At 52.7% G+C, this 18,115-nt stretch carries 17 protein-coding genes; 14 read left to right on the plus strand and 3 right to left on the minus strand.

Annotated elements, in window-relative coordinates:
* Positions 1–4: 4 nt before the first annotated feature.
* Positions 5–1,009 (minus strand): class I SAM-dependent methyltransferase, encoded by a 1,005-nt coding sequence (locus LOC67_RS21000; RefSeq protein ID WP_230264771.1) that lies wholly within the window; start codon positions 1,007–1,009, stop codon positions 5–7.
* A gap of 426 nt (positions 1,010–1,435) precedes the next feature.
* On the opposite strand from LOC67_RS21000, the gene LOC67_RS21005 reads away from it, so the two are divergent.
* The 11 genes from LOC67_RS21005 (at position 1,436) to LOC67_RS21055 (ending at position 13,573) form a co-directional block, all read left to right on the plus strand.
* Complete coding sequence (locus LOC67_RS21005; protein ID WP_230264772.1) at positions 1,436–2,524, plus strand: hypothetical protein; 1,089 nt, start codon at positions 1,436–1,438, stop codon at positions 2,522–2,524.
* Between the two features lie 324 nt (positions 2,525–2,848).
* A complete protein-coding gene (locus LOC67_RS21010) occupies positions 2,849–3,805 on the plus strand; it encodes an ABC transporter ATP-binding protein (RefSeq protein ID WP_230264773.1) in 957 nt (318 codons plus the stop codon).
* A 30-nt stretch (positions 3,806–3,835) separates the two neighbouring features.
* Entirely contained in the window at positions 3,836–5,119 is a 1,284-nt protein-coding gene (locus LOC67_RS21015) for an ABC transporter permease (protein WP_230264774.1), read from the plus strand.
* Positions 5,120–5,353: 234 nt separating this feature from the next.
* Positions 5,354–6,262 (plus strand): NAD(P)-dependent oxidoreductase, encoded by a 909-nt coding sequence (locus tag LOC67_RS21020; RefSeq protein ID WP_230265086.1) that lies wholly within the window; start codon positions 5,354–5,356, stop codon positions 6,260–6,262.
* Positions 6,263–6,282: 20 nt separating this feature from the next.
* Positions 6,283–7,257 carry an NADPH:quinone reductase gene (locus LOC67_RS21025; RefSeq protein WP_230264775.1) on the plus strand — a complete coding sequence of 325 codons (975 nt, stop codon included), beginning with the start codon at positions 6,283–6,285 and terminating at the stop codon, positions 7,255–7,257.
* A 120-nt stretch (positions 7,258–7,377) separates the two neighbouring features.
* A complete protein-coding gene (locus LOC67_RS21030) occupies positions 7,378–8,271 on the plus strand; it encodes a DMT family transporter (protein WP_230264777.1) in 894 nt (297 codons plus the stop codon).
* Between the two features lie 121 nt (positions 8,272–8,392).
* On the plus strand, positions 8,393–9,436 hold the full coding sequence (locus tag LOC67_RS21035; protein WP_230264778.1) for a galactitol-1-phosphate 5-dehydrogenase: 1,044 nt from the start codon (positions 8,393–8,395) through the stop codon (positions 9,434–9,436).
* Positions 9,437–9,569: 133 nt separating this feature from the next.
* Positions 9,570–10,691 (plus strand): aldose epimerase family protein, encoded by a 1,122-nt coding sequence (locus LOC67_RS21040; protein ID WP_230264779.1) that lies wholly within the window; start codon positions 9,570–9,572, stop codon positions 10,689–10,691.
* 524 nt (positions 10,692–11,215) lie between these two features.
* On the plus strand, positions 11,216–11,491 hold the full coding sequence (locus LOC67_RS21045) for a DNA-directed RNA polymerase subunit alpha C-terminal domain-containing protein (protein WP_230264780.1): 276 nt from the start codon (positions 11,216–11,218) through the stop codon (positions 11,489–11,491).
* A 589-nt stretch (positions 11,492–12,080) separates the two neighbouring features.
* Positions 12,081–13,175, plus strand: coding sequence for a hypothetical protein (locus LOC67_RS21050; RefSeq protein WP_230264781.1), 1,095 nt, complete (start codon positions 12,081–12,083; stop codon positions 13,173–13,175).
* On the plus strand, positions 13,172–13,573 hold the full coding sequence (locus LOC67_RS21055) for a hypothetical protein (RefSeq protein WP_230264782.1): 402 nt from the start codon (positions 13,172–13,174) through the stop codon (positions 13,571–13,573). Before LOC67_RS21050 ends, LOC67_RS21055 begins: the two co-directional genes overlap by 4 nt.
* 24 nt (positions 13,574–13,597) lie before the next feature.
* On the opposite strand, the gene LOC67_RS21060 is transcribed toward LOC67_RS21055, so the two are convergent.
* Complete coding sequence (locus tag LOC67_RS21060; protein WP_230264783.1) at positions 13,598–14,596, minus strand: hypothetical protein; 999 nt, start codon at positions 14,594–14,596, stop codon at positions 13,598–13,600.
* Positions 14,597–14,808: 212 nt separating this feature from the next.
* Here LOC67_RS21060 and LOC67_RS21065 point away from each other — a divergent pair, with 212 nt between their 5' ends.
* From LOC67_RS21065 to LOC67_RS21075, 3 genes are all read left to right on the plus strand, one after another.
* Positions 14,809–15,321: a hypothetical protein gene (locus LOC67_RS21065; protein WP_230264784.1), complete on the plus strand. Its 513-nt coding sequence runs from the start codon at positions 14,809–14,811 to the stop codon at positions 15,319–15,321.
* Between the two features lie 150 nt (positions 15,322–15,471).
* The gene (locus tag LOC67_RS21070; RefSeq protein ID WP_230264786.1) at positions 15,472–16,470 is read left to right on the plus strand and encodes a hypothetical protein; all 999 of its coding nucleotides are present in this window, start codon (positions 15,472–15,474) and stop codon (positions 16,468–16,470) included.
* 351 nt (positions 16,471–16,821) lie between these two features.
* Positions 16,822–17,259, plus strand: a complete 438-nt coding sequence (locus LOC67_RS21075) for a TM2 domain-containing protein (protein WP_230264788.1) — start codon at positions 16,822–16,824, stop codon at positions 17,257–17,259.
* A gap of 17 nt (positions 17,260–17,276) precedes the next feature.
* Here the strand turns inward: LOC67_RS21075 and LOC67_RS21080 are convergent, their stop codons facing one another.
* Positions 17,277–18,020, minus strand: a complete 744-nt coding sequence (locus tag LOC67_RS21080) for a MotA/TolQ/ExbB proton channel family protein (protein WP_410001165.1) — start codon at positions 18,018–18,020, stop codon at positions 17,277–17,279.
* Positions 18,021–18,115 lie beyond the last annotated feature (95 nt).

Raw genomic sequence — 18,115 nt, forward strand, 5'->3', positions numbered from 1 at the left:
TATGCTACGCTGCGGTTCTTTGGTCTTTTAGATCTATGTCTGGCAGGGCTGAGGGGCGGTACCAGATCGCATTCTCAGGCAATTCACCAAGTTCAACGCGTTCAAAAACCATCACTTGAGGTTTACTGAAAAGGCTCTTGTGAATGTTTAGAAGATCGCGTATCGCCTGCTCGGTTCTGAATAGTTTAACCGTCGTGCTTGGAGCGTATTTCAGGATCGTGTCGGTCAATTTGCTGCCAAGCCTATTGAGCGTGCGTCCCCGTTCTTCGCTGAATTGTGCAAGTGAGCTGTTAGCGTAGCCGGCAGGTACAACGCTCTTCAGTTTAAAGCCTGCAAGCTCAATCGAGTCGCAGTAATAGCTAGCAGGAAAGCCGAATTCGTAGATGCCGTACGGTTGGCTGTAGGGGTGGCCTTGCAAAAATTGGTAAAGTTCCGTCGCCGATTCGATGTAGGGCTCTCGGATCACAACCCATTGGCCGCCAGTGTTCATTTTTTGGCGAATGCAGCTCGCGACGTAAGTGATGTTCCGGAAGTGATGAATGCAATTCCTGGTCACGACGGTATCGAACTTCGTGCTGGACTCGTAAAATCCTTCCAGGGAGTTGGCAATCTTGATGCCCTGCGAATCCTCTCTGCTTCGTAAATAGCCAGTCCCCGTAATGAAGTGTGGATTTGGCTCCATAAGCGTCAAATTGGAAAATCCCCTTCGGTTCAAAGCCCACGAAAGGAAGCCGCTCCCGCCACCGATTTCCACCAGTGGCCGATCCGGGGCGACGCTAAAGATCTTTAGTAGCTTGAGCGTGTTTGCAAAGTCGTTGCTTTTGTAGTACCGGTTGAACGCTGCATCACGATCTGCCTCCCAGTACACCGATTTCAAAATTCGGTCGGCCAATTCATTGTTTTCTGCCAGTCGGTTTTCATTAACAATCATTTGCTCCGATATCGCAGGCTCTTCGCGTAAGCCAAACAGTGAGAGATCGTCCAATGCGATTTGAGGCTGAGTATTCATTGGGCATTCGATCTCCACAGGTGTCAATATTGACCCTGCTTTCAAGTGCAAGCAATTGATTCGACTGATGTGATATCTGTGTGGAAAGGCCCAGGTCCTAGGCTGCCACAAGATGTCTGCCGCATAGCAGGACGCTAGCGGAAGCATCAAAAAAGTCGCAACTCAGATCGCGACGCATGAGGGTAAACCCGAGTCGTGTCGCTGTGTTAGGTCGCGTTGCAAGATGATTGCTTTGTGGTGGCGAACCCGATTGTCCAACTCCGAAAAATATGCCGCCCGCAATCAATGAACTAAAAGCAGTTGTTGACCTTGGAATTCAAACATGTTGCAATAGCCGCTGACGTTGGATCAAAGGGAGGTATCCGGAAACTTCAATGCTGACACCGAATTGCAGCGATAAAGAATCCGATAACCGAGGCTTTGTCGATGTCCAGGCTATCTCGCGGAGAGATTATTGATCCTAATGAGCCCACCATTGTGCACGCGATCAGTCGAACTGTGCGTGGGATTTACTTTCTAGGAACCGATCCTGTTAGCGGTAAAAACTTTGACTACCGCAAGCGATGGATTGAAGATTTGCTCCGGCATTTTGCCGGTTTATTCGGGATTGACCTGCTGTGTTACAGCATTCTGTCAAACCATTATCACCTGGTCCTGCGTTCTCGTCCCGACATCGTAGACCATTGGAGTGATTTGGAGGTTGCTCGACGTTGGCTATCAATCTGTCCTAAGCGACGTGTTGGCGGAATGGCATCGGAACCAACCAACCACGAAATCGATTCTATCTGCAATGGTCCTGGAAAGATCGAAGAGATCCGCAAGCGGCTTTCGGATATCAGTTGGTGGATGCGTCTGCTAAACCAGCGAGTTGCGCAGCGAGCAAATCGAGAAGATAAAGCATCCGGACGGTTCTGGCAGGATCGCTTTGTAGCTGTGCGTATTGACGATGAAGAATCGCTACTGGCGTGTGCAGCATATGTTGAGCTCAATCCGATCCGCGCGGCGATGGCGGAAACGATTGAACATGCCGAATTTACCTCGATCGGAAAACGGATCGAGTCGGAGTTTCAATGTCAATTGATGCAGGGAGATCACAACCGCCCAGCGGCACGGGAAGTGTCTTTTGCCAAGCGGATCCGAGTCGATCACTTTCTATCGAAACTTTTCATTGACGAGCGGAGCAGTTCTGTCGGCTCTGAACCAGGGGAGTTGGGTCAGCGATGTAGCAATAAAGGTTTCTTGCCAATCAATTGCAAGCAGTTTGTTGAGTTGCTTGATTGGTCCGCAAGACAGCTGAAGCCAGGTAAGCGGGGCAAGACGCCAATGCACTATCCCCCCGTTTTGGAGCGTCTGGGGATTTCAGAACGCTCGTGGATCACGGTTATATCCGGCTTTGACAAAGCGTTTTCGCATGTGGCAGCAAAGCTGGATAATCTCATCCAGGCGCGTGGCTTGGTTTCTGGAAGGCGTTTCCCAATTCGGCCGGTCGCTCGCGAGCTTTGGGGGAGCGGCTAGCAACTAGAGTAATTGGCGAAATCTACTCTGCCTTTAGGTGGTCGCTATGCTCGCGAATCCGCGATGACGTGATTTTCATGATCTGCAACAATGCGACAGGATGGGAGTGGGAATTTGTGTAGCCCTCAGCAATGGTTCCGAACACCTGCTCTCGATCTGAAGCGATGTCATGGATTCGTTCGTTAACGAAATCGCGTGCTATGTCCCTACCAGAACCGTCTTGTAAACATGCGCGTGCTATGTCCCCGGTGTATCGGCTTCGAGTGTTAACGTGTGCTATGTCCCTGATGAGCGTGCTATGTCCCCGGTGGGATGGTGGAAGGAATGGATGACTTGCCACTGAGAATTGTTGATCTGCACAAACGCTATGGGGGCGTGGAGGCGCTTCGTGGGGTCTCGTTCGAACTGCGTCACGGCGAGCGATTAGCGTTCCTCGGTCCGAACGGTGCCGGAAAGTCAACCATGATCCGATCTCTAGCCGGACGCTGTGTCCCCAGTCGTGGTGAAATCTTGGTGTTTGGCCAACCAAGGCAGTCGAAGCTTGCGAAGCAGGCGATCGGCTGGATCCCTCAGGAAATCGCTCTCTACGATGATTTGACATCGCGGGAAAACTTAATTGCCTTCGCTAGGTTTCATGGCGTCCCGCGTAGGGCGATTCGTTCGCAGGTTTCCTGGGCACTGAAATGGACCGGACTCGAAGACCGGAAGCATCATCTCGTTAAAACCTTCTCCGGCGGAATGCAACGCCGATTAAACATCGCCTGTGGTGTGCTCCATCAACCCAAAATCCTGCTACTTGATGAGCCTACCGTTGGGGTCGACCCACAAAGTCGTCAACGCATTTTCGAGATGCTCGACGAACTATGTCGCAACGGTACGTCCATCCTTTTAACGACTCACCATCTCGAAGAAGCCCAGCAGCGAAGTGATCGGATCGTGATTCTGGATGCCGGAAAAATTGTCGCCGAAGGTTCTTTCGATGAGCTCGTCGCGAAAACCGTTGGTCATTCAAATCTAGTCCGCATACGACTGGATAGGGCTGTGCAAGCACCATTTCGATTGAAGCATCATCTCCGTCCTGGAATCGTAGGGCCATCACACAACCTTGTCACCGAAGGCTCCCGCGCGATCGAAACGAAAATCGATGATGTAAACGAGCAGCTTGCCGTATTGATCAACTCAATACACACCGAAGGCTATCGAGTAGTCGACCTCGACGTGCAAGCTCCTTCGCTGCATCATGTTTTTCTGGAACTAACCGGAAACGAACTTCGAGACTAATCATTGATGATGCGAGAGGATCGCTGACAAATGATCTGGACAGTATTGACCGTCAACTTTAAACGCTTGTTGCACAATCCGGTCGAGCTTGTGTTGACCTTTGTCGTTCCTGTGGTCTTCTTCAGCGTTTTCGCTTTGATCTTTAGCAAAGGCGTTGGGATTGGTCAGACAGCGAAAGTTAAAGTCGCTGTTTCCGATCTGGATCAATCCGATAGAACGTCCGCCATTACCAATGCGATCAAACAAAGTGATGGCTTGAGGGTGATGCCAGCTCTCGGCGAAGCCCAAGGCGAACCCGGCCAAACTCAAAAAGATGGTCGAACAGCCAAGCTGCAAGGGATCGTCGATCTGGTCCGTCGAGGTAACGCGGCGGTGGGAATCGCTGTTCATCACGATTCAAACAGCGATGTGACCGTCACACTCTATAAAGACTCTTCCGATCAAGTCGCACCGCAAGTCGTTTCCGCGATCATTGCAAAAATCTTGGCTGTCACCAAGCAGGCTCCACCAAGCGTCTTTAAACAAGCCTCCCTCGCCAGACGTCCCTCTGTCGAATCGCCAGGTCCTCAATCGCAACCGCCAATTTTTTCATCGCAGCGAGATCGACATCCCACTGTAGACACCTCATCCCCAAGTACAGACGACTTGGCCTTCAGCGAATCAGCTGACGGCGAACTTCGAATCATCGACGTGATGGGGCATGGGAAATCAAATCCCGTCATCAGCCTCTATGCCGCCGGTATCGCGGTCATGTTCTTGCTATTTGGCGCAAGCGGTGGAGGCGGCGCGTTATTGGAAGAACGCGAAAGTGCAACGCTTGATCGTCTGCTTTCGTCTCAGATGTCGATGGACCAATTGCTGCTCGGGAAGTGGTTTTATTTGACGCTGCTTGGATTTGTTCAAGTCACCGTCATGTTTATCTGGGGGCAACTTGTATTCGGAGTGGATTTACTTGGGCATCTCGATGGTTTTGTGATGATGACGGTCGTCACCAGTGGTGCGGCAGCAGCATTCGGGCTGTTCCTGGCAACGCTTTGCAAAAGTCGTGGTCAGCTGAATGGTTTGTCCGTGATTCTAATTCTTACGATGAGTGCACTTGGCGGTTCGATGGTGCCGCGCTATGTGATGAGTGACAGTATGCGTGAAGTCGGTCAGTGGACTTTCAACGCCTGGGCTTTGGATGGCTACGACAAGGTTTTTTGGAGGGAGTTGCCTGTTAGCAGCCTCGCACCACAGTTGGGCGTCCTTATGATCGCTGGTGTCGTATTTCTGTTGGCTGCCCGCGCGTTTGCCGTTCGCTGGGAAGCCGAGTGATCGGGGTTTTCCCTGCGACGTCTTTTCGATTCTTGTAGTCGATGGCTGGCCATATTATCTGCTCGAATAGACAACGCCGCTGATCGCTGATCTGTCATTCATCAGCGTCTTGACGCAACAAAACACTCTGCAAGAGTCCAGTCACCGCATGCTATGCGTGGTCGGTTTTCTGTTACATTGCTGACAAAAACCACAGTCTCGATACTCGAATTCCATTGACCATTGATGACCACAATTGCCCCAGATAAGACACGCATCGGATGGATCGGTACAGGAGTGATGGGGAAAAGCATGTGCGGTCATTTGATTAGCGCAGGTTACTCCGCAACCGTTTACAACCGAAGTCGGGAAAAAACAAAGCCTCTCGCCGACGCGGGGGCTCGCATCGCGAACAGTCCCCAAGAAGTCGCTGAAAACAGCGATGTGATATTCACGATCGTGGGTTTTCCCACTGATGTTCGAAGTGTCATCCTTGGTGCCGACGGAGTGTTAGCCGGGACACGAGAAGGAGCCATCATCGTCGATATGACGACCAGTGAACCTAGCTTGGCAGTCGAAATCGCTAGGGCTGCAGCAGCGGTTGGCGTTCAATCGATTGATGCCCCTGTCAGTGGCGGAGACACTGGTGCAAAGAACGCTGCCCTTTCGATCATGATCGGGGGCGACGAGCAAACAATTGAAAGCCTGCATCCTCTGTTTGAATTGATGGGCAAGACCATCGTTCGTCAGGGTGGGCCGGGCGCCGGGCAGCACACCAAAATGGTCAACCAGACATTGATCGCCAGCGGCATGATCTCCGTCTGCGAAGGCTTGTTGTATGCCCATAAAGTTGGTCTCGATATTCCCACAGTGCTAAAGAGTGTCGCATCCGGCGCGGCAGGCAGTTGGTCACTTTCGAATCTTGCCCCACGCATGGTCAACGGGGACTTTGATCCAGGGTTTTTCGTCGAGCACTTTTTAAAGGACATGAAGATCGCCCTTGACGAGGCATCACGCATGCAGCTGGCCCTACCCGGGTTGGCACTTGGCTATCAGCTCTATAATGCCGTAGCCGGACAGGGACACGGTCGTGATGGAACTCAAGCATTGATCCTCGCGTTGTCTCAACTGAACGGCATCGACTGGCAATCCCAATACTCCTGAGCAACGCACGATCGAGCTTCATGAAGGCAGCTTACTTAAACGAAACCGGCGGACCTGAAGTCATCAATGTTGGCGAGCTCGATGAGCCCTCGGTCGCTGCAGGTCAGGTTCGCATTCGCGTCCACGCGGCATGCGTCAATCCCATCGACACTTATGTGCGAAGCGGACTTGTTGCTTTTGATTTGCCAAGGCCTTTCATTCCGGGGTGCGATGCTGCTGGTGTTGTCGATTCGGTCGGTGAAGGCGTGACGGAGTTTAAGGTCGGGGACCGAGTCTGGTGCACCAATCAAGGTTTGCTTGGGCGGCAAGGAACGACAGCCGAGTTGATCTGTGTTGATTCGCAGTGGTGTTTTCCGCTTCCCGATAATGTTGACTTCCAGACAGCCGCAGCAAATGCATTGGTCGGAGTCACCGCCCACCTGGGCCTGTTTCGGTACGGCGCGCTAACCAAAGGCGAAACGGTATTTGTTGTTGGTGGAACCGGTGGTGTCGGTTCGATGGTTGTTCAGATGGCCAAAGCCGTCGGTGCGAATGTCATTACCACCGCTGGTAACGCCGAGAAGGTTGAGCGTGCGAAGCAATTGGGCGCCGATTATGTCATCAACTATACACAGGCTTCGATTGGCGAATCGGTCAAAGCGGTCGCCCCCGATGGAGTTCACCTGCATTGGGAAACGCGACGAATGCCAAACTTTGATGAGGCGATCGATATGCTCGCGCCACGCGGCAGGATGATCGTGATGGCAGGACGCGATTCAAGACCGGAGTTTCCGGTTGGGCCGTTCTATGTCAAAGAGTGTTCCGTTCACGGCTTTGTGATGTTTAAAGCTTCGGCCGATGAAATGAAAGTTTGCGCTGAGGACATGAATACGTGGATGTCTGAAGGAAAACTAAAAGCAAACATCGCTACGGCTTTCACGATCGAAGAAACTGCGCAGTCGCATCAGCTACAAGAAAGTAACGCAGTCGGCGGCAAAATCGTGATTACGTTATAGCGAGCTGGGCAAACTTATAAGTTTCAGCCTCATTGTCGGATGGATTCGTCGCCTTTTACACATAGACGATTACGCGACCACCGGCAATCAAATTGACCGACAACATCGAAAGCGACATCTGTGCTGGCCGATTCATATCACCTTGTATTTCCACTTCTGGCTAGTCTGCTGTTTGTTGGTGGGTTGCTGTTACTTAAAAAAGCAACACTCGCAGGTACGAACCCTTGGACGATTTCGCTGGTCGCGAACTATTGGGGAGCCGCATTGTTTTCACTCTTTTGGTTGACCGGCGAAAAGCCGGTTCCGATAGAGTTGTTGTGGCAGCCAGCTTTGGTCGCGGTGTTCTATATCCTGGGGCAGATCGGAACGTTCTCGGCGATCAACTACGGTGATGTCTCGATTGCCGCCCCGTTATTTGGAATCAAAGTCCTGTTGGTTGCGATTCTGCTAACGGTACTCGGGGGCCACACATTGCCACTGGCGATTTGGATTGCGGCCACACTAGCGACAGTTGGGATCGCTTTGGTTCAGTGGACCGGATCGGGCACGCGGAACCGACTGTGGTACACCGTGCTGAGCGCGTTTGGGGCCAGCATCTCGTTTTCGATTTTTGATGTCTTGATCCAGACTTTCTGTGCCAACCAGCGGTGGGAAACCGGGCGATTTCTGCCGATCATGTTCTGGTTTGTCGGGCTATACACGGCGGTCTTTTTCTTGGGATTGCAGCGAGACAAGTTCCGTGACCGGTTGGTCCGCCGATCGCTTTTGTTGGGAGGAATGCTGATCGCGATGCAGGCAATCTGCATCGTTTATGCACTTTCGACCTTCGGGGACGCTGCTCGAGTCAACGTGATTTACTCGATGCGTGGGATTTGGGGAGTGCTGTTGGCTTGGGGGACTGCCGTTTTCTTTGGCGGAAACGAAGCGAATTTGAGCCGCAAGACGATGTTGACCCGTTTGGGTGGGGCGTCACTGATCACAACGTCGGTGATCATCGCCATCCTCTTTGGGTAACGGTTGAAAGTTCATCGCTATAGAACTCATTGCGTCCGCCGCTCGATCGGATACGCTGTTGGCGGAAATTTTCCCACAATAACCCTCCAATACACTCACGACCAACCGGGATGACTGACGCATGAAGGCCATGCTGCTGACGGAATACAAAAATCTAGAAGTCACCAACGTCGACGACCCCACTGTAGGGCCCAAGGATCTTTTGATCCAAGTTCGCGCCTGCGGAATCTGTGGTAGCGACATCCACGGTTACGACGGCAGCAGCGGACGCCGCATTCCACCGTTGGTGATGGGGCACGAGGCTGCGGGGGTTGTCATGGAAGTTGGCAATGAGGTCACTGACTTTAAAGTTGGCGATCACGTCACGTTTGACTCAACAGTTTCGTGTGGCGAGTGCTTTCACTGTCGTCGTGGCGAAATCAATCTGTGCGACAACCGAATGGTCCTTGGCGTTTCATGCGGCGAATACCGTCGACATGGGGCATTCGCAGAGCAGGTCGCTGTGCCTCAGCACATTTGTTATCGACTTCCCGATGAGATGCCATTTGAGCACGCGGCACTGATTGAAGCTGTTTCTGTGGCTGTCCATGCAGCCAACCGAACTCCTGTTGTTCTTGGTGATACGGCTGTGGTCGTTGGTAGCGGGATGATCGGTTTGTTGACCATCCAGGCAATCAAGTTGGCCGGTTGTGCCAAAGTCATCGCTGTCGACTTGGACCAAGATCGATTGGATGCGGCGCTCTCATTGGGTGCCGATGTCGGTCTAAATGCGAGCGAAGTGGACGTCGTTGCGGAAATTAAAAAGCTGACCCACGGGCGGGGAGCCGATGTCGCACTGGAAGTTGTCGGTGCGACCGCGACGATCAATACCGCTGTCGAATCGGTTCGCAAAGGTGGCTCGATCACATTGGTCGGCAACTTGGCTCCTCGCGTCGAAATGCCACTGCAGGCGATCGTGACTCGCGAATTGAGTGTTTACGGAACCTGTGCTTCGTGCGGTGAATACCCCGCGTGTATCGAACTGATGAACTCGGGGGCGATCAAGGTCGAGCCGCTGATTACGGCGAAAGCGACTTTGGAAGAAGGCCCTGAATGGTTCAAGCGGTTGTACGCCGGCGAAAAAGGCGCGATGAAAGTCATCCTGCAGCCCACCGTTTCTGCCTAAAATAGGCTTACCCGGTTTGGATATTGGACCGGGTTCGATAAAGACAACCATCAATGACTTGTCGGTCTTTTCCCACCGGCAAGTTTCTTTTGGCGTGATTTCATTGTCCTTCCTCCTCGGTCATACATCTACGATGCTCTCTCTCAAACCGATCTATACCGTAGCGGCCATCGCTGCAGCTCTGCTTGTTAGTCCCATTGTTGCCTCTGCTGCCGAAGTCAAAACGGCCGACGACATTAAGATTGTTACCCTGAAGAACAAGCAGGGCATGACGGTCAAAGTCACCAACTACGGTGCGATAATCATGTCAATTGTCGTCCCGGATAAGAAAGGCGAAATGGGAGACGTGGTTCTTGGGTATGACGATATCCGCAGCTACACCAACGCCGTTGACAAGCCTTACTTTGGTGCCGTTGTCGGACGATATGGAAACCGCATCGCCAAAGGTAAGTTTACCATCGATGGTACTGAGTACTCGTTGCCGATTAACAATACGCCGAACAGCCTTCACGGCGGCATCATCGGCTTTGACAAAGTGATCTGGGATCTGAAAGTCGATGACGACAACAACGCGGTTCAGCTGAGCTACAACGCGAAGGATGGGGAAGAAGGTTATCCAGGTAACCTCGCTTGCTCAGTCACCTACACGTTGACTGATGATAATGAAATCAAAATCGACTACTTGGCGACCACCGATAAGGCGACGCCAGTCAACCTGACTCAGCACACCTACTTCAATTTGAAAGGCGAAGGTGAAGGAACGATTCTCGATCACGAATTGATGCTGAACGCCAACCGGTACACACCTGTTGACGAGACCTTGATTCCCACCGGCAAAACTCCTGCCGTACAAGGGACCCCATTTGACTTCACGACAGCCAAGCCGATTGGGCGTGATATCAAACAAGAAAACGAACAGTTGAAGTTCGGTGGTGGTTACGATCACAACTGGGTCTTGGACAAGGCTGGCCAGACTGGCGAAATGACCCTGGCTGCTCGCGTTGTTGAACCAACCACTGGACGCGTTTTGGAAGTCTCCACGACCGAACCCGGAATCCAGTTCTACTGCGGCAACTTCTTGGATGGGCGTTTGAAGGGCAAGGCTGGGAAAGAATACGTTTACCGTGGCGGATTCTGCCTTGAAACCCAGCACTACCCAGACAGCCCAAACCAGCCAAGCTTCCCGTCGACCATTTTGCAACCGGGTGACGAATACGAAACGTCAACCGTGTTCAAGTTTTCGACCGTCAAATAAGCGATTCGAGCTATCGGGCCGGTCAGGTCGCCTTGTTCTCCAGCGGCTGCTTGACCGTTCCACAAGCGGGGACATAGCACGTCGGTCTTCAGATGCGGGGACATAGCACGGTCTCCGGTTGAATGGGGACATGGCACCTCCGTCCATTCCCAGACGCGGGGACATAGCAGGGGTTTGCTCTCAATCTGGAACGGGGACATAGCACGACGCCTTGCGTAGCACGACGCCTTGCGGCAGGGACATAGCACGGGCTCTGGGCGTTCCGGCAGGGACAGGGCTGTCTGGCGGGGACATAGCACGGTCTTCCCCGATCTTCCCTGTACGAAAAAGCAGGGACATAGCATCGACGAAACAAACGGATCTTCTGTAGCGGCCTGTCGTGTCAAAGCGATGGGTCGCTTTCTTTTTGATAGCAACCTGTTTTGTTCAAAACCAAGTTTTTTAGAGCTGAAAATACTTGCAGGCTTTACCGCCAGCGTTACCTTTTGACCACACTTACAACTCACCACCAAAAGGAGTTTGGAATGGGCACTCGAATTCCGTTGAGCCGCGCCGACGAGGAAGCTCGCTTGCGTCAAGAACGTTTGGACTTGAGCATCGCAGAGATGGGGCTTTCGGTTCGCACAACGAACTGCTTGGAAGAAACAGGTATTCTGACCGTCCGTGATTTGCTCAAAGCGACTCCACGACGATTGCTTTCGATCAGCAACTTTGGTGAGAAAACGCTCGGTGAAGTTTACGCCGCGCTAGAGGAGTTAGGATTTTATCGACCGAGTCGTCGTCCCGACCAACCTCGGTAAACTTTCCTTCGCTCCCCAGTTTTGTCGTTTCATATTGCTTCCTGATTCCCCATATTCGTTTCTATGGGGACTGGGTTGTCGAGCGAACGGCTGAACGAAAAAACGTCGCTATTAGCGCCAGAAGGGAGCATCCGTACCGCTGATTCACCCGGCCACGATCAGACAAAAGGTGCTTCCAACGGGCGACTATAAAATGGAAAGTTTGACAGGATTCAGGCTTTCCATTTTCTTTTAGGTGCAGCTCCTTGATTGCTGCGCAGCTGTTTCGATGCTGTGTTCTTCCGCATGCAACGTTTCGGTGGGGTGAGCTTTTCACGCGAGCCAAGCCGTGGTACGCGAGCGAACTGCTTGACCGATTTTAACCGGCGGTTTGGTTCGATCGGTGCGTTCGCATCTCGCCGAGTGTCTGGAATCAGATTCCACCACGGTCTTCATGGCTCGAATCAGAGGCATTGTCAGGCTTTCGCTGTCAGTGCCCTTAATCATTGGCAAGCTAAGCGGCTAGAATGTGGCCAGCATTCCACTGGGCAAACACGTGCCCTGTGAGTTTGTTTTCCGTCCGCAGCCTTCATTTGATTCCATTGTTCGTATGCGTTTTCCTCGTCCTTGGAGCAAAAAGCGGGGAAAGCGGTTCATTGGGACCGAGCTGCGAAGCTTGCTTTGGGAGACTGCCTTCTTCACCGGCGTTTTTCTGGTCGGTGTCTTTGTACTGTCGCTAGTTTTGATCGAGCAATTGGCGACTTGGGAATCACTCAAGCCACTGAAGGATTTGGCCTCATTCGATCCGTCCGGCCAAGTTCCCGAATTGGATGGTGGCTCCCTTTCGAGCTGGATCTTTGGCATCGTTGGCGTGGCGGCGATTCTGACTGGCGGAGGCGGACTGGCGTATCGCCTGTTCAGAGTTGGGGCGAGTCACGAGCGGCGTTCGGCGATGGCCAAGAAAGCCCAATCGATTGAGATCATTGTGCCCGGAACCGAAGGTATTGAGCGAATGCCGTCAGTTCCACGCGGGGACTTCCTAACTGACAGTCCGGGAGAGCGTCTGACCTATCGAATGGCGGCTGAGCACTCCGGCGGTTGGGATTTGGTCGGTCCGACGCTGCTGGCATTGCTTTGGAATACCGTCTGGTTTGTGCTTTTAGCGGTCGTTGTTCTCGGTTTTTGGCACAATCAGCCCCGTTACATATTGGCCGGCTTATTGGTCCCGTTTGCCGGTATCGGTTACTGGTCCTTCAAGTACTTTTTGGTGCAGCTTCGCAAGTCGGTGGGGGTTGGCGCGACTATCGTCGAAATTAGCGATCATCCTTTGTATCCAGGGCGAAAGTACCGACTATTTGTTTCACAGTCGGGTAAGTTGCGGCTTCGCCGATTGAGAATTCGTGTGGCTTGCGAAGAAGAAACGGTTTACAGGCAAGGCACCGATGTACGCGTGGAGAAATATGAAGTATTCACGCAGGATTTGTGTAATGAGCGTGATGTTCGAGTTGACCCACAAAGGCCTTGGGAGCAACAATTCACGCTTGACCTACCGCCCAATGTGATGCATTCCTTTGTCGGGTCGCACAACGCGATCCGCTGGAAAGTCATTGTTACTGGAGAAGCTCGCCCGTGGCGATCGTTCTGCCGAAATTATCCCGTCGTCGTCCATCCACCGGGTTTGCCGCCGAAACGCAACCCGCGATGAGTATCGAGCTATGTCGTGAGGACGGCATCTACGAAGGCGGATGTGACCTGACTGCGAACTGGCGAATCTCTCGCGTGACGTTAGATTCGGTCACTGCGGTCGAGATTTCGGTGTTGTGGTTTACCGAAGGAAAGGGTGACACCGACCTAAATGTCCACTACTTCAAGCGATTTGAACAAGAACAAATCCTGCGTAGTGGCTTGGCCGATCGTCAGTCGCTTTCATGCGTCCTGCCCGCGACACCCTTGAGCTATCACGGGCGGCTGATTCGCTTGCGTTGGTCTGTGCGACTGAGGCTGTTCATGGCCAACGGCCGAGAAGTTGTTTCAAATCAGCCTTTTTATCTGGTTGCTCCCCAGTCAATTCAGAACGGCACCGCGCTCATTCGAACGCACTGAATTTAGACGTTCGACGATCAAAGATCAGCGGCAACGCACCAGCCTGCTTTGTTCAATCTTCAGCTGATCCATGATCGGGCTGATCTCTTCGATGAATCGATCGGCATCCACGGGGTACCCGGCAGTCGGACGTAAAAGCGTGTCGCCTTTGTGAGCTGCCGCGAAATAGTTGTTCAGTGACTCCATCGACTTTTCACGCAAGTACTTCGCCACCATTGACGAGAAAGCGACCGGAGTGAACGTGTCGCCTTTGACCGTGAATCGAATACCGAACTGCTCGTCTTGGAACGGAACGTTGTATCGGCTTTCGCCTTTGCCCTCGTTTACAACTTGTATTAGCGTACCGTCGAAAGCCGATTGCAGCGGTCCTGCATAGTATCGCCGTCCACCATGGCGATCACAAAACACTTCGATAGCCTCGCCCGCATCGCGACAAATCGAGCGAGGGCTGTTTTCATCGAGAGCGTCTCGAACGAGCTGCAGGGTCAACTCGCCGAGGATGTCCGACTTATTGAGTCCCCGCTCGCATAACGAATTGAATTCTGCAGCACAGATGACTCGGGCGGTCATTCCAAGCAGCTTTGCAGCGCCTTGATCCCAGTGATCCCAAATCGGTTTCGCACAACTGCTGTCAAGGCTCTCATTGGCAAACGATTCGAGCCATGGAATGTTCAGAAGGCTTTCATGGTCATATGGAGCCAAATCTTTTGATAAGTGCATCAGTTGTCGCTCTGGCGAGCAGCCAAACCAACCCGCGAGTGTGACCCATTGGAGGATGTGATAGGGAGCAACGGTTGGGGCTGTAGGAGAGTTGCCGGTGCGACTTTTGGGTTTGAATATCGACTTGGAGTCGTTCACGCTGATGCGAGCTTTGTTGACCACAATCGTTTCACGAAGCGCAGCAAAGGCATCGCATCGATTGTCTTCAGCGAATTCATCCGGAATCCGCCACACGGATGCGGCGATCACCAGCGGACCAAGTTTGGGGCCATATCCGGCTTCGTCGGTCGCAATCAAGATCATGTCGAGTTAATTGAAAAGTTTGGGGCTGACGAGTCGATCGCAGATGAGACGATGGGCGTCAGCATCGCTTTGGGAAGCTACGGCTACGATTGGTTTGGCAACAAGGGGTGCGAAAGCCCTTCGCTGGTTCGGTAGAATCCCAAGATTCGCTTCACCGTTTCTGTATCGACATCTCTCGCGGCAATGATGGTCAATTTGGTAATCAATCGCGCATGTTAGAAGAATACAAAGTCAACCGAAGCACCCGTCAGTGTTTCGATCAAAAACGTCCACTGAAGGAGGGCGAGTGGTACTACAGCGTCGTCATCGGTGACGACAAAGGGTACCAGCGTCGCGACTATTCGGCTGAAGCTTGGGAGTCCCCGCCTGAGGGGGCTGTCGGGTTTTGGAAGTGCCAGATGCCGCTCAATGGCGAGCGCAAGATGGTTTTGGCCCCGCGGGAGGTCTTGATCGATCTGTTGCGGCAGATGGAATCGGACGCAGATCAGGCGAAATTGAGATTCCTATTGGCCTTGATGCTCTTGAGACGGCGATTTGTCAGGGTGATCGATTCAGCAACTCCGGCGTCGGACGAGCTGAAATTCATGAACCTGGAAGTCGTCGATGACGGAACCACAATCGAGGTTCTTGAATGCAAAATCGGAAAAACAGAATCCGAGGCTCTTAGTGAATCCTTGGTCGAGTTGCTCTACTGCGAGGCCAGTGAAACCGAGACTGCAGACTGATAATCCGTTAATCCGTCGGAAGTCCGTCTGTGACCCAGGATTGCCCTCGCGATCAAAACTGAAAAATTGGTAGTTGCATAGGACTTGAGGAACGAGAGCGCTGCCACCTTTTTGCCGGTTGCCCACATGACGGAATGCTAGGAAGGTTTGATGTATCGACAAAACGCACGGATGCGTTTCCTAATCGTCTTAATGTGGGTCTCGGTCTGCTTTGTCTCGGGCGGTGCGACCTGCTCAAGGCGTGATCCTGTATTAACGCTGCCTCCTCCGCCCCCGGTTTTGACTTCGGCCCCGACGGTCAGTGACTTGGTTGCGGCAATCAATCGCACATCAGTCATTCGTGAGTTGTCGACCAATACGGCGACTGTGGACGTGATTTCGATGCCAGCGCTGCCGAAGCTTTCGGCGACTGTGAATTTGCAGCGAGACCGAAATTTCCGGATGCGTGCACGCTTGCCTGTGGTGATGGGATCTGGGTTAGACATCGGCAGCAACAACGATTTGTTCTGGTTCGAAGTCCCTGAAGATTTTAGTCGAACGCTTTACTACGCTAGGCACGATCAATACCAAGCCCAGCTCAACCATGCGATTCTACCAGTCGACCCAACTTGGTTGATCGATTCGCTCGGGTTGGCGCAGATTGATCCGTCGACGATTGATCAGCCAATGCAGTTTTCGAGCGACGGCAAAATCGTGTTGCAAACGCTAGTGCGGAAGCCTGCTGGAAACTTCCGTCGGTATTACACAATTGATGCGGCCGGCGGGCACGTCATCGACCAGTACGTTTATTCGCCTTCGGGTCAACTGATCGCCGAAAGCCATGCGTCGAATCACCAGTTCTACGCAGAACAAGGTTGCTCATTGCCGCATACGGTTCGATTCAAGCTAACACCTGCGGCGGGCGATCCGCTGGAGATGCAAGTGGACGTTGGGATGTATGCGATCAACCAAATTCTAAGCGGCGATCCAAATCTATTCGTCGTTCCACAAGGGGCTGGCAAGGTCGTCGATCTAACAACGATCAGTCCTCTCGCGATCTCGCCAGCAGTTATGCCAATGACGGGATTAGCAACGCCGCCGACCGTTAGCCAAGTCGGCTATCAGCAGGATGCAGGCACTCCCCTGCAGTACCGTGGCTTGGATCGTTAGGCGTCCAAGTATGATGCTGGTCGATGAAGCGTCGATTTCATGCACGGGCGTTGAGGCATCTTCTCGATTGGTCGTTCGGTGAACCATCGATCAAAAAAGCGACGGCCAATCTCTAGACGCCTCCGCCCCGAAAATCCTGTCTTCGAGCCAAGATAGGTACGGAAGTTGCGAACATCCTTTGACGGCTAATTGGACTTCGTTCAGTCAGTTGCCTTGTTAGTCCCGATCGCTGATTTTGTGGTCGAAAACGCAAGGCGACTATCTCGTCATTAACTTTGACAGTTGGCGAAGCCCACTTGCCGTCGATGCATGCTGCCAGTTTGGCGGTGAAACTGATTTGAGAGGGGAAAAATGACAAGTTACACAAACGCCTACCAAGCTCCACAATCTGCGATCTACGCCCAGACACCTCCGTCTCATTTGACGCTCGCTGCGTACCTTTACTGGATTTTGGGAGTCTTTGGGGCTCACCGTTTCTATCTCGGTCGGCCCATTACAGGGCTGATCTACATGTTCACCGGAGGATTGCTGTTTGTCGGATGGATCATCGATGCGTTCACGATGCAGTCGATGGTCGATGATGCTCAGCGTCGGTATAAAATCGGAGAAATCGACTACACGCTGGCTTGGGTACTGTTCAGCTTTTTGGGCGTGTTCGGTGTCCACCGCTTTTACATGGGAAAGATATTTAGCGGTGTGCTCTATTTGTTAACCGGTGGTCTGCTCGGGATTGGGTTGATTTACGATCTGCTAACGCTGAACGAACAGGTCAGCGAATTAAACGGCTGATCGCGATACCACTGACGCTATGTTTTTGGCGTTTTGGGTGGTGCGACTTGCTTGCTGGGACGCCGCTTGATCGGGGCCAAAGCGTGTTGAGCTTGAAAGGCGACGTCCGCAATGAGGGTGTCAACGCGGTTTCGTGCGATCGCATAGGCAGCGAGTGAAGGAATCGCGACGATCAATCCACCCACGGTTGTCACTAAAGCTTGGTAAATGCCTTCGGCGAGGTCGCCAGCACCGGCCGCACCTCGAGTCGTTGCGACTTGCTGAAACGCGAAAATCATCCCAGTGACGGTCCCTAACAGTCCGACCATCGGAGCGATGTTGCCGATGACCGATAGGTATTCGATTCGTCGCATCATCCTTGATGATTGTTCAGCCAAAGCATCCTCGACGGATTTTTCTACCTGCAGCCAACCAAAGTCCATCTCGGCAAGGCCGCTAAGAAGCACCACACTGAGCACGCTTGGTTCTCTACGGCATGCCGCGTCGGCCTCGGGAATTCGAGACGTCAGGAGCGATTGTCGTACGGTTTCACCCAAGCCTTCCGGTAGCACTTCGCTTCTTCGCAGTGTCATCACTTGATCGAATACCAGATAGGCTGCAAAGAAGCTTAGTCCCAGCAGCACGATCAAGATCAATGCACCTGTGATGCCGCCGCTCAAAATGATATCGGCGGCCCCGGCACGCTCCGCCTCTGCACCGTCGCTTTGCATGGCAAGTAGCGCAAGTGGAAGGTCCATCGCAAGGAATACAGTAGGGCTCATTTCGATTTGCAGTCGGCGACGAAATTGACGGTATGTGTGTGCCGCAGGTGTAAATATTCAACACGTTGGCAGATCTATCAAACGAGCAGTCTATC

Source organism: Stieleria sp. JC731, from assembly GCF_020966635.1.
In the GTDB taxonomy this organism is placed as follows: Bacteria; Planctomycetota; Planctomycetia; order Pirellulales; family Pirellulaceae; genus Stieleria.